This window comes from Brevundimonas sp. GW821-FHT10A07, from assembly GCF_059415785.1.
In genome coordinates, this window is record NZ_JBWKNX010000005.1 from 134093 (window position 1) to 157014 (window position 22922).

The 22922-nt window shown below is 66.8% G+C and carries 23 protein-coding genes; 20 read left to right on the forward strand and 3 right to left on the reverse strand.

The window, feature by feature from the left end; genetic code table 11:
- The first annotated feature begins 19 nt into the window (after window positions 1–19).
- From AC07NC_RS05790 to AC07NC_RS05870, 17 genes are all read left to right on the forward strand, one after another.
- On the forward strand, window positions 20–418 hold the full coding sequence (locus AC07NC_RS05790; protein WP_494568887.1) for a head decoration protein: 399 nt from the start codon (window positions 20–22) through the stop codon (window positions 416–418).
- Window positions 419–513: 95 nt separating this feature from the next.
- Entirely contained in the window at window positions 514–1593 is a 1080-nt protein-coding gene (locus AC07NC_RS05795) for a major capsid protein (RefSeq protein ID WP_494568888.1), read from the forward strand.
- 15 nt (window positions 1594–1608) lie between these two features.
- Complete coding sequence (locus AC07NC_RS05800; RefSeq protein WP_494568889.1) at window positions 1609–1947, forward strand: head-tail joining protein; 339 nt, start codon at window positions 1609–1611, stop codon at window positions 1945–1947.
- Window positions 1947–2792 (forward strand): DUF6441 family protein, encoded by an 846-nt coding sequence (locus AC07NC_RS05805; RefSeq protein ID WP_494568890.1) that lies wholly within the window; start codon window positions 1947–1949, stop codon window positions 2790–2792. The genes AC07NC_RS05800 and AC07NC_RS05805 overlap by 1 nt, the downstream gene beginning before the upstream one ends.
- 1 nt (window position 2793) lies before the next feature.
- Window positions 2794–3297, forward strand: coding sequence for a hypothetical protein (locus tag AC07NC_RS05810; protein WP_494568891.1), 504 nt, complete (start codon window positions 2794–2796; stop codon window positions 3295–3297).
- 11 nt (window positions 3298–3308) lie between these two features.
- Complete coding sequence (locus tag AC07NC_RS05815; protein ID WP_494568892.1) at window positions 3309–3611, forward strand: hypothetical protein; 303 nt, start codon at window positions 3309–3311, stop codon at window positions 3609–3611.
- Window positions 3612–3636: 25 nt separating this feature from the next.
- Window positions 3637–4626 carry a phage tail tube protein gene (locus tag AC07NC_RS05820; protein WP_494568893.1) on the forward strand — a complete coding sequence of 330 codons (990 nt, stop codon included), beginning with the start codon at window positions 3637–3639 and terminating at the stop codon, window positions 4624–4626.
- Complete coding sequence (locus tag AC07NC_RS05825; protein ID WP_494568894.1) at window positions 4626–5465, forward strand: hypothetical protein; 840 nt, start codon at window positions 4626–4628, stop codon at window positions 5463–5465. Before AC07NC_RS05820 ends, AC07NC_RS05825 begins: the two co-directional genes overlap by 1 nt.
- Before the next feature lie 5 nt (window positions 5466–5470).
- On the forward strand, window positions 5471–8092 hold the full coding sequence (locus tag AC07NC_RS05830) for a hypothetical protein (RefSeq protein ID WP_494568895.1): 2622 nt from the start codon (window positions 5471–5473) through the stop codon (window positions 8090–8092).
- On the forward strand, window positions 8089–8373 hold the full coding sequence (locus AC07NC_RS05835) for a hypothetical protein (RefSeq protein ID WP_494568896.1): 285 nt from the start codon (window positions 8089–8091) through the stop codon (window positions 8371–8373). The genes AC07NC_RS05830 and AC07NC_RS05835 overlap by 4 nt, the downstream gene beginning before the upstream one ends.
- Entirely contained in the window at window positions 8373–9296 is a 924-nt protein-coding gene (locus tag AC07NC_RS05840; RefSeq protein ID WP_494568897.1) for a hypothetical protein, read from the forward strand. Before AC07NC_RS05835 ends, AC07NC_RS05840 begins: the two co-directional genes overlap by 1 nt.
- Window positions 9296–9769 (forward strand): hypothetical protein, encoded by a 474-nt coding sequence (locus AC07NC_RS05845; protein ID WP_494568898.1) that lies wholly within the window; start codon window positions 9296–9298, stop codon window positions 9767–9769. The genes AC07NC_RS05840 and AC07NC_RS05845 overlap by 1 nt, the downstream gene beginning before the upstream one ends.
- A gap of 14 nt (window positions 9770–9783) precedes the next feature.
- Entirely contained in the window at window positions 9784–10224 is a 441-nt protein-coding gene (locus AC07NC_RS05850; protein WP_494568899.1) for an NlpC/P60 family protein, read from the forward strand.
- Between the two features lie 28 nt (window positions 10225–10252).
- Window positions 10253–17218 (forward strand): hypothetical protein, encoded by a 6966-nt coding sequence (locus AC07NC_RS05855; protein ID WP_494568900.1) that lies wholly within the window; start codon window positions 10253–10255, stop codon window positions 17216–17218.
- Between the two features lie 49 nt (window positions 17219–17267).
- The gene (locus AC07NC_RS05860) at window positions 17268–17612 is read left to right on the forward strand and encodes a hypothetical protein (protein WP_494568901.1); all 345 of its coding nucleotides are present in this window, start codon (window positions 17268–17270) and stop codon (window positions 17610–17612) included.
- A 59-nt stretch (window positions 17613–17671) separates the two neighbouring features.
- Window positions 17672–18001, forward strand: coding sequence for a hypothetical protein (locus AC07NC_RS05865; RefSeq protein ID WP_409733565.1), 330 nt, complete (start codon window positions 17672–17674; stop codon window positions 17999–18001).
- Window positions 17998–18525, forward strand: a complete 528-nt coding sequence (locus AC07NC_RS05870; protein ID WP_494568902.1) for a hypothetical protein — start codon at window positions 17998–18000, stop codon at window positions 18523–18525. The genes AC07NC_RS05865 and AC07NC_RS05870 overlap by 4 nt, the downstream gene beginning before the upstream one ends.
- Window positions 18526–18716: 191 nt before the next feature.
- Here AC07NC_RS05870 and AC07NC_RS05875 read toward each other — a convergent pair whose 3' ends face one another.
- Window positions 18717–18908 carry a hypothetical protein gene (locus AC07NC_RS05875; protein ID WP_312599465.1) on the reverse strand — a complete coding sequence of 64 codons (192 nt, stop codon included), beginning with the start codon at window positions 18906–18908 and terminating at the stop codon, window positions 18717–18719.
- A gap of 133 nt (window positions 18909–19041) precedes the next feature.
- Between AC07NC_RS05875 and AC07NC_RS05880 the strand changes: the two genes are divergently transcribed.
- Window positions 19042–19647: a peptidoglycan-binding domain-containing protein gene (locus tag AC07NC_RS05880; protein WP_494568903.1), complete on the forward strand. Its 606-nt coding sequence runs from the start codon at window positions 19042–19044 to the stop codon at window positions 19645–19647.
- Entirely contained in the window at window positions 19644–20015 is a 372-nt protein-coding gene (locus tag AC07NC_RS05885; RefSeq protein ID WP_494568904.1) for a hypothetical protein, read from the forward strand. The genes AC07NC_RS05880 and AC07NC_RS05885 overlap by 4 nt, the downstream gene beginning before the upstream one ends.
- Window positions 20016–21324: 1309 nt before the next feature.
- On the opposite strand, the gene AC07NC_RS05890 is transcribed toward AC07NC_RS05885, so the two are convergent.
- Both AC07NC_RS05890 and AC07NC_RS05895 read right to left on the reverse strand, forming a co-directional pair.
- On the reverse strand, window positions 21325–21591 hold the full coding sequence (locus tag AC07NC_RS05890) for a hypothetical protein (protein ID WP_494568905.1): 267 nt from the start codon (window positions 21589–21591) through the stop codon (window positions 21325–21327).
- The gene (locus tag AC07NC_RS05895; protein ID WP_494568906.1) at window positions 21588–21857 is read right to left on the reverse strand and encodes a hypothetical protein; all 270 of its coding nucleotides are present in this window, start codon (window positions 21855–21857) and stop codon (window positions 21588–21590) included. Before AC07NC_RS05895 ends, AC07NC_RS05890 begins: the two co-directional genes overlap by 4 nt.
- Window positions 21858–22027: 170 nt before the next feature.
- Between AC07NC_RS05895 and AC07NC_RS05900 the strand changes: the two genes are divergently transcribed.
- Entirely contained in the window at window positions 22028–22888 is an 861-nt protein-coding gene (locus AC07NC_RS05900; RefSeq protein WP_494568907.1) for a DNA adenine methylase, read from the forward strand.
- Window positions 22889–22922 lie beyond the last annotated feature (34 nt).

Genomic DNA, 22922 nt, shown 5'->3' on the forward strand with positions numbered 1-22922 from the left:
TCTATAAAGGAGACCCGCTATGCAGGTCATCAAGACAAACCAGCCGGCGACGCTCGGCGATCTGATCCACTGGGAGGTCAACCCCACTTTCACGACCGAAGACGGCGTTCTGCTGGCGGGTTCGGGTGGCGTCCGCGACGTGCCGCAGTTCGCAGTGATCTCGCAAGTGACCGCGAGCAAGAAGCTGCAGCAGATCGACTTCGCGGGCTCCGGCGGCGCCAACACCGCTTACGGCGTCAGCCTGCTCCCCGCCCAGGCGGCGGACGGCGTCGATGGCGAGATCAAGTATCTTCGTCGCGGGCCTGCGATCATCCATGCGGAAAGCATCGTCTGGCCCGCCGGCGTGAGCGACGCCAACAAGGCTGCGGCGCTGGCGACCCTTCTGGGGCTCGGCATCCTGGCCAAGACCGGCATCTGACTTCTCGGCCCGCCAGCGGGCCGGCGTTCACCCATCTGAACTCACCGGTCCGCTGACGGCTTCGGCCCGCGACCGCAATCCAAGGAAACACTCCCATGTCGACGACCGTCGTCACTCAGGACGCGGGCCTGCGCCTGCCCTTCACCACGGTGGAGCTGACCCAGTCCATCAACACCCTCCCGCCGCAGTTCGGTCAAATGGCCCGCGACGGCATGTTCCCGATCGAGCCGCTGGCCTCGGCCTATGTCGAAATCGTCTCGGAAGGCGGCGCGATCTACGCTCTTCCGATTACGGATGAAGGTCGCCCCGCCACGATCGCGCGTCGGGATAAGGGGCAGTCGCTGATCTTCAAGATCCCCAACATCACCCACGAAGACAGTGTCCTCGCCAACGACATCCGCAACTGGCTGGCTGCGGCGCAGCGCACGCGGCGTCCCGAAACGCTGGTCAATCTGGTCAACAAGCGTCTCGAAAAGCTGCGTCGAAAGTTCGACCTGACGCTCGAGCTGCTGCGAGTGTCTGCCTTGTCCGGTAAGATCATCGATGGCGGCGGCGTCGAAGTCTATGACCTGTTCACCGCCTTCAGTGTGGTTCAGCAGATCGTCTATTTCGATCTGGGCAACGCCAACACCGACGTGAACGCCAAGTGCGGCGAGGTGATCGACATCATCGGTCAGAACCTCAACGACGAGAGCATGAACGGGGTGGTGGCGCGTGTGTCGCCCAGCTTCTTCAACAAGTTGATCGCCCACAAGTCGGTGCGGGAGCTGTATCTGAATACGGTCAACGCCCTGGCCTTGGCCGCGATCGTTCGCACGGATGACGGCCAGTATCGTCCTCGAGAGTTTGCGCACGGCGGCCTGCTCTTCAAGGAATACAACGCCAAGATTCCGATGGCCGACAAGTCGCTGTGGACTCCGTTCCCTGGCGACACGGGCGTCGCCTATCCTGATGGAACGCTGGACAGCCACGTGACTTACGCGGCGCCGCCGCTCGACATTCGAGAGCTCGACGGCGAACCGACCGACGGCGGGTCGGACGATGATCTGATCCACCTGAGCGAAGAGCCGCTGAAGCACGGTCGCGGCTTGGAGTGGTCGGGTCAGATGAACGCTCTGCCGCTGTGGCGTCGTCCCGCCACCCTGGTGAAGCTGAGCGCAGCGGCCTCGGCCTAAGATCGGCGGCGGCGAATGTTCGGTCAACATCTCGCCGCCCTCGACGCGGCCGTGTTCGCCCATCTTAGCGACGACACGGCCGCGATCTGGTCTCGGCCTGAAGTCTTCGAAACGACTCTGGCCGCCCTGTTTGATCGCGTCGAGCAGGGCGGTTCGGTCGGCGGCATGGCCGTGATCGACTTCGCCGACGTGGTGCGGATCTCGGTCGCCGAGGCTGAGCTGCGGCGGCCCGGACAGCCGCCTCAATCTGGCGACCTGTTCATCATCGGCGGCGTCCAGGCGGTCGTCCATGGCTCGCCCTGGCGGGACACGCAGCAGAACGGCCGCGACTGGCTCTGTCCCGTTAGCCGCTGATGGCCAGTTTGTCGGGCCGTTCGGCCTGGGGTGTGGCCTCGGCGGATAGCGGGGCGTCGCGGCCGTCGCGCATCGCCATGCAAAGCCAGGGCGGCGCGGCGCTTAAGTTCACGGTCGAGGGGGCGTCCGAGAGCGATCTCGCCCTCGCGCTTCAGGGCAAGCTTCAGACCTCGATCGACGCCCAGCTGAAGGCTATGGAGGCCGCCTATTGGCGGGCGATGAGCCGGGTGGTGGAGGCCGGCAAGGGGCGGCTGCGGGCGGACGTCATCGCCGGCGGCTTCCACAACGCCCGCTCGCTGGCCAACACCTGGCGGGGCAACGCCTATCCTCGCGACAAGAACAGCCTGGACGTCGCCGGCTGGATCTACACCCGCGCGGGCATGCTGATCTCGGTCTTCGAAGAGGCGACCGTGATCAAGGTCGCCGGCAATGCGCAGTTTCTGGCGATCCCGCTGGGGCCGGCGAAGGCCATCGTCCGTCGCCTGCAGCAGCAGAAGAAAAAGGGTCTGATCGGCCGCAACGCCTGGGGGCGGTTCGAGAAGGACGACTCCTATGTTGAACAGGTGGCGCGCGCCATGGGCGTCGACCTGGTCCCGATCATCGCGCCCGACCGGCAGACCGGCGTGCTGGTGCCGGCGGACAAGCGCACTCTGACGCCGACCGGCCGGGCGGCCAAGAACCAGGCCAAGGCCGCCACGCCCCTGTTCGCCCTGGCCAAGACGGCGACGCTGCGCAAGCGCATCCGGGGCCAGGCGCTGCTGGATGAGATCCTGAAGAATTTCCCCAGCGACTTCGTCCACGCCCTGATGGGCGAGCTCGCCGTCGCCCAGCGCGGAGACGGTTGAGATGGCGACCCGTGAAGAGATCCTGCACGCCCTGGCCTGGGTCGTCGGCAACGCCTTGCAGATCCCCGATCCGCCGATCGACGAGCCGGAGCCCAGCCGCTGGACCGCCCGCGCCGATGTCGGTCCCGCCGAGACGAGCGTGCTGGAATCGGTGGCCGTCCAGGACGATACGCCCGAGAGCCTGGCCTTCGTGCGGGGCGGGGCCGAGGCGTCCGAAGAGCTGGAGTTTTCGCCGGTCGTCGCCTTCGCCGTCCAGGTGAAGCCGGGCGCGGGCGACAGGACCGAGGATCTGCGGCGCATCCGCCGCGCCCGCCGCGACGAGGCCGTCCGCCGGATCGCCGATGCGATCGCGGCCGACCCGTCCCTGGGTCTGGATCTGGAAACCTATGCCGAGGTCCGGCCACCCGCCCGTGACGACGACGTCGCCTTCCCCGACGCCTTGCCCAGCGCCACCGCCCTGATCCCTGTCCGTGTTCTCTACACCGGCGCGGACGCCGCTTCCTGATGGAGATTTCCGTGCCCGCCAGAACCACCCGCCCGGAACCGGGCAACGAACCGGGTTCGTCGCCCGCCTCCGCTCCAACCCCTGACCCGCTGGACCACGACCGGGACGGCAAGAAGGGCGGCAGCGCGCCTGTTCCTGCTGTGCAGCATGTCGTGGTCGTCCAGGCCGATCCGGAACGCGGCCTGAGCCACGGCCGTGTGATCGCCGTGTCGGACGCCGACGCCAAGCGCCTTCTGGCGACAGACCATGTCCGCGTCGCCAGCGACGTCGAGGTCGAGCTGGCCCAGCCCTTCGTCCTTCCCTGGACCGCCTGATCTTCCCCTAACCGGAGCTTCCGCCATGACGACATCGAACGATCCGCGCGGCCGTCTGGCCGAACTCTACAGCGCCTCGCAGACCGCGCTGATCACCCCGGCGGCGTCGCCCGGCCAGACCTTCCAGCGTCGGCACTTCTACGACTGGACGCCGTCGCCGCAGGAAGAGCCCCAGGACGACGAGCTGATGGGTGGCGGCTTCGCCAACTCGATCGACGCCCGGCCGGCCGCGCCCGATATCCACCGCGCCTCGCTGCGCGTGGCCTGGCCGCTGGACCTGGTTCAGATCGGCCTCGTCCTGACCGAACTCCTGGGCCTGCCGGCGACCACGGGCGCCGGCCCTTATGTTCACACCTTCGACAGCGCGACGGCCGTCATCCCGAGCCGGACCTTCGAGCGCAAACTGGCGGCGGGTCAGTTCGACGGGGCGGTCGGGGTGGTGGCCCGCTCTCTGCAGTTCCCCATCGGCTCGGATCGGGGCTACACCCGCGTCACCGCCGACTATTTCGCCCGTGAGGCCCTGGAGCAATACGGCGTCTCGGTCGCGGGCACGCCGGAAACTCCGACCATCAACAGCCGCGTCCCGCGCGCAGTAGGCGCCCTGAAGCGCAACGGCACCGCATTCGGGTCGGTGATCTCGGGCGACACCACCATCGCCAACGTTCTTGGCGAAGATAGCTACGCCAACTCCAAGTTCGTCGATGACGTCGCCCTCGAAGGGCGGACGGCTGCGATCAACATTACGGCGCGGTTCAAGGGTGCGGCGGCGCGTGATCTAGGCAAGATCGACGTCGGCAAGTTCCTGCCCGATCCGTCGGACTTCGATCTGGAATGGGCGCTGTCGGCGAACCTGAAACTGGTCCTGACCATCCGCAACGTGCGCTTCGCCCGCGTCGCCATCGGCACCGGCGGACCTGGCCGCATTGACGTGCCGCTGCGTGGCCGGGCCGAGATCGGCGCCGACTCTTCCATGGTCACGGCCGTCCTGACCAACACCACGCCGAGCTACGCCTGATGCAGCCGAAACATGACGCCTGGGCGCCGGCCGAGCCTGAGTGGGTGCCGCTGGCGCCCGGCGTCAAATGGCGGCTGCGCCGGCCGGACGGGGCCGACAAGATGGTGGTCGCCTCGGACGTGTCGCAGGTCATGGGCCGGATCTACCAGGGCCGGGCCGCGCTGGAGGCGCTGGGTCTCGAGAACGAGATGGCCGGCGGCGATCACGTCCTCAGCCTTGATCAGATCGTCGGCTATAGTTCCCTGCTGACCGCGACCCGCTATGCCCGGCTGTGCCTGATCGACTGGGAAGGAATCGATCATCCCGCCACGGGGGAGAAGCTGGACCCTGCCGATTCGGACGCCGTCCACGACGCCCTGGTCTTCGGCGCGCCCGGCGGTGGAACGCCGTTACTGACCCCCTTCCTGGCCTGGATCGACCAGCCCCGCCGCCCGATGGGCGCCGAGACGATCCGGCTGCGCGCCCTGGCCAAGGATCATTGGAGCGGCGGGGCCGAACGCTGTCGGGCCTGTGCGGACGAATCGGACCCCTGCGCCAAGGGCGGCTCGGTTGAGGGCGAGATGTGCCCGCGCCTGAAGAACAGTCCACTGACGCCCGAAGGGATCGCTGCCTGGGAGATCGCCAGCAGCGCGTCCGGACTGTGGGACCGGGCGGGGATGTCCGGCATGGTCACGGGTCTCCACTACCGTGAAGCCTTGCTGGTGTTCGAAACCCAGTGCGCCGGCGGGCGCGAGCAGCTGGACTTCGCCGCCGCCTTCTCCGCCTTCCGGGCGATTGAGGCCGGTCGCCTCGAGGCGGAGGCCGAACAGGCCAAGGCCGCCGCCGACGTCAAGGACTGATCACTATGGCGGATGGCGGCGGCATCAATATCCGGATGTCCCTAAAGGGGGCGGAGCAGGTGCGGGGCGAGCTGGCCAGCATCGGCCCGGCCGGAAGCGCGATGGCCCGCGACCTCGACCGAGCTCTGCGACAGCCGTCGAGCGGGATGAAGGCGCTGGATAACGTCGTCGGATCCGCCCGAGGCCAGGTCGATGGCCTGGCGGGTCGTATCGGTCCGCTGGGGTCCGCCATGGGCGGTCTGGGGGCCGTTGGTCTCGGCGCTGCGGCTGCGCTGGCGGCGGTCGGCATCGCTGGGGCGAAGGCGCTGACCCAGGCGCGGGAGGCCATGACCTTGGCGGGCCAGCTGATGGATGCTTCGGAACGGCTTCAGGTCTCCACCGATGCACTTCAGGAATGGCGGCATGTCGCGATCGAGACCGGGGCGGATGCGTCGGCGGCGGACGAGGCGATCGCCGGATTCACGAAACGGTTGGGCGAGGCCACGATCGGTCTTTCCAAGAAGGCTGCGAAGCCGTTCGCCGCGCTGGGTCTCTCGCCTGAAGACTTGCGCCAGTTCGGCAGCGTCGAGGCCGCCATGGACGAGGTGGTCAAGCGAATCTCCAACCTGTCGGACGAGGCCCAGAAGGCGGCCTTGACGGAGAAGTTGGGCCTTGGCCCGCTTCAGAACGCCGTGCGGCGGGGCGGCGATGAAATCGAACGGCTGCGCATTCAGGCCCAGGAACTCGGCATCGTCATGGATGCGGAGCTTATTCGGCGCGCCGACCAGGCGGACGAAAAGTTCGATCAGCTGTCGCGGGTGATCGACATTCAGCTGAAGTCGGCCTTTGTCGATCTGGCGCCTGCCATCGTGACCGCCATCGGCTTGATCGCGGATCTGGCGACTGCGCTCGCCGACGTCATGGATGGCTGGCGGCAACTGGATCAGAAGACCAGTCGAGGGCTTCAGCGGGAGGCGTCGCGGATCTCGGCAGAGAATAACGCCCTGGTCCAGCGCTACGGATCGCGCGACGCCATGAACGGTCGGGAGGCGGATCGGGAGACGGTGTGGGGCTCCAGCGGCGGCGCAGCCGGCGTCGGCGGGGCCATGATGGTTCGCAGCATGCAGCCGGGTGCGCGCGAGACGTTTGATAATAATCAGGCCCGGCTGAGCGAGATTTTCGACCTTCTCAAAGAGCGCGACGCGGCGGCTGTTCCGGTTCAGTCTGGCCGACCTCCCTCAATCGATCTCAGCACGGCCGGCGGTGGCGGCGGAGTGGATCGCGCGGCGCAAGAATCGGCGCGCCGCCGGCGGGAAGCCGCGCGGGCCTTAGACCAGCTCTCGCGCGAAGAGGCCACCTCGGCGAAGGATTACGTGCGCGAAGTCCTGGGACAGGCCGGCACGGCGGAGGCGCGCGCCGACGTGGCGCTGGCTCTGTTGCAGATCGACGAAGAGCAGCGCGCGGCGAAACTGAAAGAGCTGGAAGCGACGCTGAAGGCGGGCGGGCTCGCCGACGAAGAGGTGGCTGCGAAGCTGAAACTGATCGCGGCGCAGGAACAGGACATCCGGTCGGCGCGCGAGACGGACATCTCGGAGCGGCGCAAGCGCGACGAGCGGGATACGTTGGCTGAGGCGGAGCGCGCCTACAGCGACATCCAGGCCGAGATCCTGTCCCTGGCGTCCGCCAGCGCCCGCACGGCAGACGAGCGCCGCGCGATCGAACTGAGCATTCTCGAAATCGCACAGCGCCGCCAGAAGGCCGAACTGGAAGCCGCGATAGAGGCCGAAAAGGAACCGGCCGCCCGCGCCCGCCTTGTCGCCGCGCTGGATAATCTGCCGAACCTTCAGACCGCTCAGCGTGATCGAGTCGAACGCGAAAACGCCGGTCCCTACGCGGCCTGGCGCAATGCGCAGATGACCGGGCCGCAGACCCAGGAGTGGCTTCAGGGCGAGGCGCTGGACGCCCTGGACGGCGTAAACAAGGGACTGATCGATACCTATAAGAACGCCGAGAGCGCCGGCGACGCCCTGAACCGGATGGGCGCCGTCGGCGTCAACGCCCTGCAGCGGATCGCCGACGCCCTGCTGGAAGTCGCGATCCAGCAGATGTTCATCCAGCCGCTGACCAACGCCCTGTTCGGCGGCGAGAAGAGCGGCGGCAGTGGCGGGTTCCTGGGCAATCTGATGAGCAACATCATGGGGTCGGTGGGGTTTGGCGGGAAGAGCGGTCCGGCCGTGGCGGGCGACTCAGGCGGCCTCTTGCCGGGCGCCTTGATGAAGGGCCAGGCCAGGGGCGGTCTTCAAGGTGCTCGCGGCCTGGTGCCGGTCGGCGAATACGGCATCGAGCTGATGGACATGCCGGCGGGCGCGCGGATCTATGACACCGAACGCAGCGAACGCATCATCCGCGACGCTGCGCAGGGTGGGAGAGGCGGCGGTTCGGGCGGCGTCACGGTGTCCAACAATATCCGGGTCATCAACCAAACGGGTGAACCGGTGAAGGCCAAGATGCAGCAGAGGTCCGACGGCATCGATGTCGTGCTCAGCAGCATCGTCGATGCCCGCGTCGATGCACGGATTTCGCAGAAGGGTTCGGACGGCAGTCTCAACAAGGCGTTGGGCCAGACGCCTCGAGGGAAGACGCGATGAGCGACCCGCTGACCTTCGACAAGCCACTGACCGACGAGCAGCGCGACGCGATCCTTGGGGGTCTCGTCGCGTTCCAGGTCGAGGTCGTCCATCTGATCAGCGTCCTAGCCCTCGACGCCGGTGTGTCTCGCGAAAGCTTGATCGCCGCCCTGCGCAACACGGCGGCCAAGGGCTCGCAGGGAAGTCGACTGCCGTTCAAACACTGGGCGGAATTGATCGAAGGTCGGTCCGGGCCGGACCTGACGCTGATCCTCGGCGGCCTGTCGGAGTCTGAGGTCTAATGGCGAATGGTCTCTGGAACGCCGGCTTCCTTCAGGGTGCCGACCATTGGGTTACGGTCGGGGGCGGCGCCTTGGCCGTCGATGAAGCCCAGCGTGGCGCACCCGGCCGGGCGGTCCTGCGGGCGTCTCGCCTGGCCGCGACCGTGGGCTTGACCGCGCCGGTGGAGCCGGCCGCCGCTGACCGTGTAGCGGTCTCGGCCGGGGAGGTCGTGGAGTTTTCGGCCGGAGCGCTGGGCCTTCTGGGTCTGGCGGAAACGCCCGTCGCGCCGCGCGCCGTCGCCGCCTTCTATGATGCGGGTGGCGTTGTTCTGGAAACCCGGTCTTTGATCGTCCGGGCGCCGGAGGTCGCAGTCCATGGTCTGGGCCTGGCCGGCGTTCGCGCCAGCTTCTATGCGATCCATCAGCGCGAGACCGCGCCGGCAGGCGCGGCGAAGGCGACGATGAGGGTCGAAGCCCTGTCGACCGCGCCGAACCAAACGGTCGCGGTCCTGCTGCTCAAGCCGTCTGTGGCGCGCGTGCCGAGCGGCCGCAGCCTGCCTCTGCTGTGGTCGCCCGGTCCGCACGACGACGCCGACCTTGCTCTGGCGTCCTGGCCGGAGATCCTGCGCCCGTTTCGCGGCGGTGCGGGCGGCGAGGTCCAGCCCGGCCGGGTCGAGTACCAGGCCGGCGCCGGACGGCCCAAGTCGCGGCGGACGGCGCTGGATCCGGTCCGCAAGTTTACGGGCCAGATACGCTGCGATGGCGTCGAGCGCGCCGTCCTGGAACAGTTCTGGCGCGAAGGCCCCGGCGACTTCTGGATCGTCGAGCCGGACACTGATCGTCTGTGCGTCGCCAGCTGGACCGCCGACGGCGCGCCTATGATGGTGGAAGACCGGGGCCTGACCTGCGTCATGCAGGTCGGTCTCTGGATGGAGACGGCCTGATGCCGACACCTGTCAGCGAGGACATGGTCGAGGCGGCCTGGCGTCGTGAAGAGGATCCTGTCGCCCAACTGATCGTCATCCGGTCCGACGCGGACCCGGAACCGATCACGGTCACGGACTGGCCCGAGGGCGTCACGTCCAATGGCGTGGAGTATCCTCACTATCCGTTCGAGCTGGTCTGGCATGGCGCCAGCAAGGACGAGCCCTTCGGCAAGGGCAAGCTGACGATCGGCAATGTGGACAAGCGGATCGAAGAGGCCTGCGACGCCGCCCTGACGCCGCCTGAGGTCGATCTGTCGCTCGTCCGTGTCGAGGCCCCGGATGTGGTCGAGAAGGCCGTCCTGGGGGCCAAGGTCCCGAGTGTCGAGGGCGACGCCATGAGAGTCAGCGCCGTGATCCGCCCGCGCGACTTCAGCGAAGAGCCGGCCTGCGCCGTGAAGTATGTCCCCTCGACCGTGCCGGGCATGTTCTGACCGTGGATATGGTGGTGCCGGCGGACCTTGAGGCGCGAGCTTCTGATCTGATCGGGTCGCCTTTCAAGCCGAAAGGCGACAGCCGCGACGGTTGGGATTGCCGGGGCCTCGGCCGCTGGTGTCTTCGGGAGTGGTGCGGGGTCGATGTCCCCGACTATCTGGATCTCTATGCCGCAGGGATCGTCTCGCCGGGCGGTCGTCGCGAACGGGCGCGGCTCCTGGCCGAGGGGCTGGCCTCGATGTGGCGGTCGGTCGAGCCGCAGGCTGGCGCCATCGCTCTTCTGTCCTGGCTGGGCCAGGCCGGTCATGTCGGCTTCATGTTGTCGCAGACCAAGATCCTCCACGCGGACATCCGCGTCGGAACGGCGGTGCTGGATCTCGATGATCCGGCTGCCGCCTACAGGCTGAAGGGCGCCTTCGTCCCGGCCTTCGTCACAGACATTCGCCACGCCTGACGGCGCGGCCTGATTTTCGCGAGGTTCCATGGCTGACGGCAGCGTTCCCATTGTGCTGTCGCCCGAGCCGTTCGCGCGCACCACGACCTATGTCGAGGCGCCGGCCGGCTGCACGGTGCGCACCATGCTGGCCTCGGCGATCACCCATGGTCATCTGAAGCTCGACGATCTGCCGCGCACCAACGTCTATATCGACGGCGAGCGTCTCGATCGCGAAGAGGCGCTGTCGCTGACCTTGTCTGAGGGTCAGATCGTCAACGTCGTGGTCGAGCCGCTGGGCGGCGGCGGGGGCGGCAAGAAGGACATCGGCCAGATCCTGCTGACCATCGCGGTTATCGCGGTCAGCATGTGGGTCGGCGGCCCGACCGGACCGCTGAAGGCCTGGCCCATGCTGGCGCGCCAGGTCGCCGCCGCCGCTGTCCTGACGGCGGGCCAGATGGCGATCGCGGCGATCTTCAAGCCCGAGACCAATGTGGCGAAGGCCAACGACCGGTACGCCCTGTCCTCGGCCTCGAACCAATATCGTCCGTGGAGTTCCATGCCCCTGGCCCTGGGCGAGGTGGTGGTCGCGCCGGACCTGGCCGTGAAGACCTTCACTCAGGCTCAGGGCGAGGACCAATGGATCTACGGCATCCTGGGTCTGCACTACGGCCCTTGCACGGCCGAAGACCTGAAGATCGGCGACACCCTGGTCAGTTCCATGGGCGCCGGCGACGTGCGCGTGGCCTATCACCTGACGCCCGGACCGCGAACCTTCTCGATCGTCGCCAACGACACCGACCAACTGGACCTTCAGGAAGAGCTGGCGGCGACCGTCAGCGGATCGACAGCTGTCGTGCGCGCCGCCTCGGCCGAGGGGGAGCGGTTCCAGTTCGACTTCTTCATGCCGCAAGGCCTGTATTTCGCGAAGGACGACGGCCGCAAGATCGCCGCCGCCCTGACCGTCACCATCCGCTATCGGCCCATCGACCAGAACGGCGTGCCGATCGGGTCGGGGGCCTGGACGGACGGCCTGACGATTCCCCTGTCGTCTGCGTCCAGCGATCCCTGGCGGATCATGCGCGAACTGGCTCTGCCGCTTGGGCGGTATGAGTTCGAGGTCAAGCGGTCCAAGCTGGAAGACGACAACGCCAAGCGCAAGACCGACATCGGCTGGACCGCCATCCGCGCCATCGCCTTCCGCAAGCCGGTGCTGGACGAGACCCTGTCGCTGATCGAGTTCGCCGTTCGCGCGTCGGCGCTGAACCAGGGCAACCTCGCCCCCTTCACCTGCCGGATCACACCCATCTGCGAGACGTGGACCGGCTCGGCCTGGGGTGCGCCTGCGCCGACGTCGAATCCGGCTGCGATCACCCGCTGGCTGATGACCGGCCCCGCGCCGGCCCTTCCGCTGACGAAGGCTCAGGCGGATGTCGGCCTGCGCACCTGGGCGGCGCTGTGCGACCAGTATAATTGGAAGTCCCACATCTACCTGACCGAGGACCGCAAACAGGATGCGGTCATGCAGCTGCTGGGCATGAACGGGCGCGCCAGCCTGTTCTGGGATGGGACGCAGCTTGTGTCCGCGCCTTGGGTCGAGAAGCCCGCGCCCCGTCAGTTGTTCGCGGGATCGAACCTGAAGGATCACCGCTGGGAAATCGTCTATCCCGACACGGTCCACGCTCTGCGCGTCGAATTCCAGAACATCGACCAGGGCGGCGAGGCCGACGAGATCTATGTCTATGCCGACGGCTATGGCGAGACGGCCGATCCCGCCAACAACATCCTGCCGGCGACGCTGGTCGAGGCGCTGCGGCTGGAAGGCCAGCAGACGATCGAGCGCGCCTATCGCGACGGCCGCTGGAACCTCGGCGCCCGAATGCACCAGCGTCGGGTGGACAGCTGGTCCACGGACATCGAGCACATCGTCTGCCGCTACGGCGACCGGGTGCGCCTGGCCTGGGACCGCGTCGGGACCGCCAACGCCATGGTCCGCAACCGCTTGTGGTCGGGCGGCCTGGTGTCCGGCCTGCGGCTGAGCCAGCCGGTGAGAATGGAGCCGGGCAAAACCTACGCCCTCGACCTTCGCCTGCCTGACCGGGTCATCACCGGCGTGCCGATCGTCAACCCGGCGACGACGGCCGATGTCGTGACCCGCTCGATCCTGTTCGCTGATCTGCGGAATGCTAACGTCTCCCCGCGCGGTGGCGATCTGGTCGCCTTCGGGGAGCCGGAGCGGATCAGCGAGGACGTCGAGATCATCGGGATCACGCCGGGCACGGACCTGACGGCGAACATGGTCGGCATCCGCTACGTCGCGCCGCTGCTGATGGCCGGCGAGACCGGGCCGATTCCGCCGCTGCAAAGCCGCCTGACCCGCGACCGCGCCATGGATCCGCCGATGCCGACCCTGCTGGGGTGGCAGGCGAATGAGGAAGGCGTGCGGATCGGCTTCTCCATGCCGCCCTGGCGCGGGTCGCCGATCACCGGCTTCACCGTCCGATGGCGCCAGACGCCGGAGCCGGGTCAATCTTCGGCGTGGGTGCCTTTGCCGGACCTGCCCGCCACCGCCATGACGGCTGTCACGCCGCCGCTGCGCGAGCTGCCGGCAGAAGGCACGAACGTCACCAGCGCCCAGGTTCAGATCGTCGCCGTGACGGCAGACGGGAGGGCTTCGACGCCGCCGCTTCAGGTCACGGTGCAGGAGGCCGCGATCCAGCAGCCGCCTGCCGGGGACTGGGGCGTGACGGAACTGACGGAAGCGCCGGATGGGTCGCGCCAGTCGGGGTTCCTGGTCATCGGCCTGGTCGGCTCGATCAATCCGCGTCGCGTGACGGTGGAGTACGGCGCCTCCGTCAACGGCCCCTGGGACGCCGCCTTCGATGGCGCGCCGGTACAAGGCGTCGTGCGGGCGCCGATCCTAGGCATGTCGCCCGGCGCTCAATGCTGGATCGCAATCACCTATTGGACGGCGCAGGCCGCTGCGCCCAGCGTGCGGAGGATCCTCGGCCCATACACGGCGCCCAGCCTTGTCGCCGGCGATGTCTCCCCCGACGCCCCTGGCCTGTCCCCGATCAAGGAGGCAATAGCGGCGGCCGGCGAGGGTCTGGAGCAGATCGGCGGCGCGGTCGAGGATCTGAACCAGACGGTCTATGACGCCCAAACCGGGTTGCAGGTTCGCACCGGGCAGCTGTGGGACGACATCAACGATGCGGCGGACGGGCTGAAGGTCCGCACGGACGCCCTGTTCGATCGTCTGGATGCTCCGGGCACCGGCATCGAGGCGCGGGTCACGGACTTGGCGCAGACGGTCGAGGATGGCGACGAAGCCTCCGTCGAGCGGTTCCAGGCGTTGGAAGCCTTTTCGGCGGCCGGGCCGAACCATTGCCCCAATGGCGGACTGGCCGACGGCCTGGCTGGCCTCAGCAGCAGTTGGCCGCTTGTTTGGGCCATGTCGGACACTTGGGGGCCGAATGTCGCCATCTCGCCGAGCGGAAGCGGCACCTACAGCATCGACTGGCCCGAGTTTGGGGTAGAAGAAGGCGTGGCTTACACCGTGTCGGGCGACGCGGTTTTGTTCGCCTCGGGCGGGGTCGTCTATTTCGACATCGTGTATCTCAACACCTCCGGTCAGGCGGTGTTTGATGGCGGTGAAAGCCCGCGTGGCCCTGGCGATTTTAGCGATAGTTTCGAGCGACGTAAGTCGATGGCGGGCACCTCGGTCTGCCCGCTTGGCTCGGGCGCCGTTACGGCCCGGGCGCGTTGTGTGTTCGAAAACGTCGTCAATCCGACCGCCATGGCCGCACGGCGGGTCAAGGTCGACTTCGGCGACAAGCCCACGGCCTGGTCGGACGAGACAACCGAATGGCAGGGCGCGGCTCGTCTGATCGATTTGGACGAGGTGGTCCAGAACCCGACCTCGGGCTTGGTCCGCCGCACCGAACTTTTGGACAGCCAGCTCAACACCCCGACGACGGGGCTGTCGGCGCAGGTCGCCAGCGCGCGTGAAGCCCTCACTGACCTTGAGGCCGGCAAGGCCGAGGCCACTGACCTGGAGGCGCTGGAGGTGCGGTCGCGGGCGTTGCCGAACCTGATCCCCAACAGTGCGGCGGCGCAAGACCTGTATCTGTGGAACGGCGCCCCGATTTGGCAGGTTGGATATGGCTCCAATGTCGGCAGCTATTTCTTCTGCGACGCGGCCGGGGAGCATTACTTCACCTCCAAGCCATTCCGGCTGGAACCGAACACGACCTACAGCTTCGAGTTCGAAGGCGACGGCGGCACGGCCCCGACCGAGAACGCCGTCTATTTCGACCTGATGGATGGGACGGACGCTACCCCTGGCAGCATCGTCCAGTATGGCGCTGGCGCGCTCTCCTATCAGGGCGTTTGGTGGTTCACGCGGGCAGGACGCGCTTTCACGACCGGCCCCTCGGTCAAGTGGGGCGTCGCCGTGGTCAAGAAGGCGGCTGCGTCAAACTATGTCACCATGACGCGGCTGATGCTGAACGAAGGCCCGGTCGCGGCGGCGTGGACCGACACCCTGGTGGCGCGCGATCTGTCGGCGCGCCAGTTGGAAATGGAGCGCGTCGTGCTGACCCCGACGACGGGGCTGGCGGAGCGCCTGTTTGGTCTGGATTCCGAACTGAACACCCCGACGACGGGGATTGCCGCGCGGCTGGGTAGCGCCCAACAGACGCTGGTCGATCTGGAAGAGAATAAGGCCAGCGCCACCGATTTGGCGGCGCTGGAGTCCGAGATCACCACGCCGGACACCGGCCTGCTGTCGCGGATGGCCAATGCCGAAGGAACCCTTGTCGATCTGGATGAGGGCAAGGCCGAGGCATCCGATGTCCAAGACATCCAGTCGGCTATCTTCACGCCCACGACCGGCATCTCTGCGCGCCTGACCGAAGTGCTCCAGACGGCGGCCGACCTGGAGCAGGAGAAGGCGGATGTCACCGCCCTTCAGCAGCTGGAGGCGATCACCGGCGTTCGTGAGAACCTGGCGCTCAACGGCGGCCTGATCGACGGCCTGGAAGGTCTAAGCTCCAACACCGGCATGGTGTTGGATGAAGACAGCTGGGGTCGGTCGGTCAAGCTGGCGACCTTCACCGGGACGGGCACGCGCTTTATCACCTGGCCCACTATCAAGGTCGACCCCAACACGATCTACACGATCTCCGGCGACGCCGTCCTGTTCGCCTCTGGCGGGGTCGTCTATTTCGACATGATCTTCCTGGACGCGGCGGACCAGGTCGTCGGCGACGGCGGTGAGAAATCACGCGGCCCTGGCGACTTCAGCAACGCCCCCGGCCGCCGTCAGGATATGGCGTTTGCGCAACTGTCGCCCAGCACGGCGGTGCGCGCTACCCCTCGCTGTATTTTCGAGAGTGTGGTGAACCCAACCGCCATGGGCGCGAGGATGCTCAAGATCGAGCGGGGGAGCCTTCCGGCGACGACTTGGTCGGACGAAGCGTCGGCGGCTTATACGGCAGCGAAGCTGGCGGACCTGAACCGTGTTGTCACCACGCCCACGACGGGGCTGGCCGCGCGCCTGAGCACAACAGAGTCGGAAATCAACACGCCGGGAACCGGCCTTAAAGCCCGTCAGCAAGCCCTGACTGAGGCGCTGACCGACCTGGACCAGGGCAAGGCGTCTGTTCTCAGCGTCAATGACTTGACGGCGCAGCTCCGCAGCGTGCCGAACGTGATCCCTAACTCGGGCGCGAAGTTCGAAATGAACCGCTGGAACGGCGCCCCGGCTTGGGCCGCTGGCTTCATCGCCGATGTCGGCGAGTATTTCGTCTGCTCGGCCACGGGCGAACACTATCTGGTGTCGCAGCCTTTCCGGCTGACACCGAACACGACCTATACCCAGTCGTTTGAGGGTGACGGTGGTTCTGCCCCCGGCGCCTGCTCTGCCTATCTGGACCTGCTGGGCGGGACAGAGACGACGCCGGGTGGCATCGTGCAGTATGGTGCAGGGGAGACCTCGTTCACGGGCGTCGGCTGGTTTACCCGCAAGAGCGTGACTTTCACGACCGGACCCAACGTGTTCTGGGGCCAGTATGTGGTCAGGAAGGCGGCGACCACCAGCTACGTCGCCACGACCCGCTTCATGCTCAACGTCGGCGACAAGGCGGCGGCGTGGACCGATAGCCTGTCGGAGCGGGAACTGCGGGCGTCGATCCAGGAGGTGCGCTCGGTCGCGGTGTCGGCGGACGGTCGGTCCAAGGCCATCGTCGGCAATCTGACGGACGTTAATGGTCGCATCACGGGCACGGTCAGCGAGAACGACGGCGAGAGCGACAGCTATACGATCATCTCCAGCAAGCTCGTCCTGGCCGATCCTGACGGCACGGCCGGGACGTCTTTCGCGGACGGACGCTGGACCAACCCGGACGCAGCGGCCGGCACCCGCACCGTCTATGGGCGGGCATTCGGCGGCGACCAGAAGCTGGAGTGGTGGACAGGCCCAGCCTCGGTCGCCGAAGGGGCCGAAACAAAGGCCAACGCCTATGTCTATATCAGCCGCAACACCGTGGGCGGGCCTCGTTTCGGTGGCTCTGATGTGCCGAGCGGTGGCGGCGGCGACAGCGCCCTGCGGTCCACCATCGGCGGAAGCGCGGGAGCCTCGACGCAAGGCGCGACGTGGGTGAGTGCAGGGACTGCCTCGTTCACGAACCTGCCCGCCGGGGGGAGCATCAGGATTTTCGCCAGCGGCAATGCGCAGGGCGGGATGACGGTGGAAGGTTCAGCGCCGGGCAGCACAGTGAACGGCGAGGTCCGGGTGGTGCGTGGGGCGACCGTGCTGGCGACGGGCCTGCTCACGGCCAGCGTCGCTGGAGGTGATGCCGACGCTTCCATCGTCGTGCCGGATACGCCCATCAACGCCGGCGCGACCGGCGCTGTCACACTGACGCTCCAGATCCGCAGCACGACGGTAAACAAGGACATCGGCGGCGCGGGCATGACGACCCAAGTCTATGCCGAGTGGGTCAAGAGCGGCTGACCGCCTCAGCCCCGGAGACAACCACTGAACCTCAACCACGGAGACTATCATGCCCCAAACGACCCCCAAGACGGACGCCGAAAAGTTGGCGGAAGCCGTCGCCCTGACCCTTGCCGGCGCCGAGCTGGAGAAGGAAGCGCGTCGCCCGTCCGCCCAGGCGGCGGCGGACCTGCTGACCGGCGCTGAAGGCCTCGCCTTTCTGGATGCCCTGAAGACGGCCGCGACGGCGAACGTCGATAACCTGACCACGCCCCTCGGACAACGCGGCGGCGAAGGCACGAAACAGATGCTGGAGCGCCTGGTAACCCAGATCGAAGGCGCCTCGGCCGGCGTGGTCGCCCGGCTCTCAACGCTGCAGCCGAGCGTGCCGGCTCCGGCACCGGCGCAAGACTGACCACGACCTGCAAGCCGCCCAACGGCTGTTCCACCACGGCCTGACTATCGGAGGGGCGGATGATCGACCCACGCGAAATCCCCGCGTTCTGGGGCCTGTGCGGCGGCCTGCTGTCGGGCGCCGTGGGACTGGTGACGGCCTATTCCGCCAAGGCGGGCAATCCGGTCGCCCAACGGCGTGCCTGGCTGCACCTCGGCCTCGGCATCGTCGCCGGCCCCATTGTCGCTGAAGCCCTCACCCAAGGCGTGATCCTCGCTGTCGTGCCCGTCCTCGACATGCGCGGCGTGGCCCTGTCGCTGGGGTGGATGGTGGCCAACGATCCGCGCGCCCTCTTTGACACCCTGACCCGCGTGGTGCGGGCCGTCTTCAACCAGGAGCCTCAGCGATGAACGCTCACGTGCTGATGGTGCTCTACACGGGCATCACCTTCGTCTCGGCCGGCGCATGCCTGCTGGAAATCTGCCGCCTGCTCGGAAAGACCTATGAGACGAAGGCCTCGGCCTCGATGCTCTGGCGCGGCCTGCACTTCGTCGCGGCCGTGATCCTGTTCGGTTACGGCTGCATGGTCCTGTTCCCCGGCAAGGCGCTGCAGGTCCAGCACATGAGCATCGGCTTGCCGCTGGTCGGGACCGTGATCATCGTGTCCGCCCTGGCCTATCTCGATCACGTCATGGGCGAGCGCGAGCCGCCGCCGTGGAGCCATCAGTTCATTCAGCTTCTGGTTCTGCTGGGCATGGACGGCCTGTCCCGTCGCGCCGCTTTCATGCTGCCGCCCGCTGCTGTCGGCGACGGCGCGCCCCCCGATGACGACGGCAAGCGGGGGGCGCGCCTGCTGGTCCTGACCGGCGCCATCGCCGTCATCGCTGGGATCGCGGGGTTTATTCTGACGAACAGCGCTGGCGCGGCTGCCTGAAGACAGGCCCTGACAAAGATCGAACCGTCCCGGAGCCTGCGCGGTTCGGAACGGGTCAAGTCGTGGGGCACGGCGCTTAGATCGCCGCTGTTCGAAGGTTGCTCGCAACCTCTGAAGAAAGTCTTCACAACCAACCGCGCAGCCGGCACGACTGGCGAACCCGGTTCGCGAACGCCGTTCGCATTCTGTCCTTACGCGAAGGTTTGGCTGATCAACTGATCGGTCAGGTCTAGGTGGACTTCCAGAGCGGCGAGGGCTTCCGTTCGCGCTCGCTCCGCTGCGGCCCGATCGCCGGCCGTCAGGTGCGCCCCGAACTCCGTGATCTTGGCGGCGACCAGCTGCTCCGCCCCCATGGCGCGCCGCTCCAGCGTCCCGTCATCCATCGCAATTCCCCGTTGCGGTGATGCGGTCCGGCCGATGTCGCCACCGACCAGACCACCTGACGCAGTTCCAGCACGAACCGCGACGGCTGCGGCTTAGCTTCGAAATCCAATCCTTACAATCTGGAGACTGACCATGGCTGTTATCAGCGATGATGCTTTCGTTCGCCTGTTTCAGACGACCTTCGGCCTGACCGCCGACGGGTTCGCTGGGAACGACACGGTGGCCAAGCTGCGCGAGGTCGCGGCTATGGCTGGCGTCGTGGTCGAGGCCGTGCCGGCGGACACGATTCCCGACGCCTACTGGCCTATGCTGTCGAAGATCGAAAGCGCCGACCGGCCGTATATCCAGGCTGCGTCGTCCAGCGCCTCGGGCCTCTATCAGTTCATCCGCTCCACCTGGATCGGCGAGGGTGGCAAATGGGGTCCGACGCTGCGCCCTGCCTTCGGCGGACTTAGGCCCTCAGCCGAAGAGCAGCTGGCGCGGGTGAAGACCTTCACCGCCAAGAATGCTGCGCACCTGAAACGCCATGGCATCCCGATCAACAAGGCGTCGCTCTATGCGGCCCACTTCTTCGGCCCCATCGTCGCCGCTCAGGTGATCGGCGCTGACGTGAATGCGCGCGCGGATCTGATCGCGGGCGAGGGCGCGACGGACGCGAACCCGTCGATCCTCAGGAACAAGACCGTTGGGCAGTTCCTGTCCTGGCTGAACGGCAAGACGGGGGAGTGGGCGCGATGACCGGCCTTATCCGCCGCTTGGCGTCCTGGGGCGTCTCGCCGCTGTTTGCCGCCGCCTTCGTGATCGGCGTCCTGATCGTCGCCGTCGTCGTGCTGCTGAACACCTGCGCGCCGCGCTCCGAGGTCAGGCGCGTCGAGGCGAACACCCGCGTCCTGGTCATCGACGGGACCGCCAAGGAAACGGCGGCCGACGAGCGGCTGACCGACACCACATCCATCAATGACCGCAAAGAGGAACGCGCCAATGCGACCGCTACGCTGCCTGACACCCGCCCTTCTGATCGCCGCGTTCGCCGTGGCTGCGTCATCCTGCGCCAGCAGGGAACACGTGAAGCCGATCTTCCCGTCCAGTGCCGATCTGCGGGTTGAGGCCAAGCCCCGGCTGTCGCCGGTCGATCTGGACAGCGATGCGGCGCTGACGGCGCATGATGACGCGGTCGAAGCCTGGGGCGATCGGGGCTGGGCGGCTGTGGGGCGCATCTGCCGGTGGGCCGTGACGAGCGGAGCGGACCTGCCGTTCCGATGTCCGCCGCCCGCCGTGCCGCCTCGACCGGGCTAGGCGATTTCTTTGCAGATCATGCAAACAAATCCCGATTTGCAGAAAGTGCAAAACAGCGTCGAGCCTTCAGGCTCCGCTATCGAGGCCCGCTCTCTTCGGAGGGCGGGCCTTTCGCATGCTCCAATATGGCCGTTTCGATGAAGCGAACCCGTTCACTATTTCATCCAGTAATTTTCGATCCAATGTGACGCATCTTCAAGCCGGTCATTCGACAGGCGTAGTGCGTAGTCTTTAGGCTGGACCTCCACGGCTAAGGCGTGGGCGGTGGAGTCAATCTCCTGGACCAGCGCACGTAAGTACCCTGCGGTCGCGAGGTCGTTGTCATCTGATATGAGCCATAAACCGGGCATCTGATGCCACCAGTTCAGCCTACCTTGTATGCGCTGGAAGAAGGCCTCTTCCTGATCAGATGTGAGCGTAGGCGCGGCAAGTACGAAATGGCGCCTCATAGCTCAGTCTCATCAGCTGATCCCGCATTCGAAGGCTCGGCGGTCTTTTGGACTTTATTAGCTAGCAGCGGCGTGGAGATCCGACCACTTAAGCTATCGCCCAACAGCCCATGTTGCATGGCGGTTTGCGTCAATACGAAATGCTCTGACCTGAGTGAGTCAGGTTTGAATAGGAGAAGGGCGACAAATGCCACCACATAGATGAGCAAGATGATTGCAAAGGCTATGCCCAATCCGGCCGCCATCCAGGTGGGGGCTTTCGCCGCTAGCAAGGCCGGGATTGCAGCTAGCGTAAGTCCCAACGGCCAAATCAACGGCTTCAAAACGTCCGATCGGCTGCCGGACTCCTTTTGCTGCTGGCCCCAAACAGGCATCTAATCCGGCATCATTATTCGGTCCCCCTTCAAGCAACCTACACTTCGCGTCTCCGCTGTCGAGCCGCTAAGACCTATCGGGCCTTCAGCACTCCGCCAACCATTCTGCCTCAACCCTGGACCCGATACGCGTCCGGTCACTGATCCAGACATCGAGGCCGCGATAGTTCAGGCCGCCGTTATTGCGCGTCTTCAAGTCGCGCCCGGCCGCTTGGACCTCGAACCACGTCCAGTGGGCGACGATCAGATCTTGGGCGCCTGTGCCTCGTCGATCAGGGCGTCAATCTCTTCGAGTGTCAGGTCCGGCTCGCCGGCGGCCATCGCCAGAACTCCTTCAGCTGGCCGCCCGTGCCGTAGTGGCCTGAGATGACGATCTGTGGCCGGCGCCGTCCGCATCGTTTGCAGACCATCTTCGCCCGGATCTCGCGTAACGGTATGAAGCGCTGGGCCTCGGGCAGGTTCGTCCAGGCGGGGATGACGCGGCTGCCGCACGGACACGCCAGTGCGCACTGATCGCCGCGCCGGATGTCGTCAGGCGTGGTGTCGTCGCCGTAGTGGGTCATCGCCGTGAAAGGCGGGCCGCGAACCTGTGCGTCTGGTCGGCCGTCATCTTAGCAAACTGGCCCATACCCAGCGCAAGGGCGGCGGCGACCAGACTGGCGTTCTCTTCCTTGGACACATAGGCGACGTTTGATCCCGGCCCCAGCGTCGCCGGCAGGCTGGGATGCGGCGACGGATTGCGCACGACGCGGGCGGCCAGTTCAGCCTCCAGCTCCATCAGTTCCGACGGCGGCATGGGTCGTGACGAACCCGGTTTGTCGATCGGCATACCCTCTCTCCTCTTCATTCCGTCCCCGTCCGGGGCGGGATCGGCGCGTTGCAGCGCGTCGATCTGCGGGCGTTCCCCCGCACGACCAGGACCGATCGGCCGCTCGGCTGATCGCCGCCCCCGCTCACGCGAGCCGGGGACTCCTACTCGTGCAAAAGGCGACTCCGCAAATGAATTGTTCTCGTAATGTTCTCATTGTCGATCAGCGACCCGTCGCGCCGTGTGAGCCACCCACGGCCTGGCTGGGCGGCAAGCGTCATCTGGCGCGACGCATCTGCGGCGTGCTGGCCGCCACGCCCCATGACGCTTACTGCGAGCCGTTCATCGGCATGGGCGGCGTCTTCCTGCGCCGGCGTGTCCGACCGGCCGTCGAGGTCATCAACGACCTCAGCGGCGACGTGGTCACCCTGTTCCGGGTGGCGCAGCGATTCCCCGACGCCCTGATCCGTGAGCTGGCCTGGCGGCCGGCGGCGCGGGCCGAGTTCGAGCGGATCCGCGAGACGCCGGCGGGGGATCTGCTGGACATCGAGAGGGCCGCCCGGTTTCTGTATCTTCAGACGCTGGGCTTCGGCGGCAAGGTCGCCGGTCGGTCGTATGGCGTCAGCCCCACCAGCCCCCACAACTTCGACCTGACGAAGATCGAGCCCCGCCTGCGCCAGCTGCACGACCGGATGGCTGGCGTCGTGATCGAGAACCTGGACTGGCTGGCCTTCATCACCCGCTACGATCGCGCCGGCAGCCTCTTCTACCTGGACCCACCATATTGGGGCGGCGAAGCCGACTACGGCGCCGGCATGTTCTCGCGCGATGACTTCCAGCGGATGGCCGACAAGCTGCTGGGGATCGAGGGGCGGTTCTTGCTGTCGATCAACGACCGGCCGGAGATCCGCGAGATGTTCTCCTGGGCCGACATCGAGGCCGTGAAGACGACCTACTCGGTCCAGGGCGGCAATGCGCCAGGCGCAGCCGAGCTGCTGATCGCGAGGGGCGTAAACTTGGCCTCGGCAGCGCCTCAGGCCTCGCTCCTGTGAGAACAGCCTGCGAACATCCTCCGGGACTATTCCG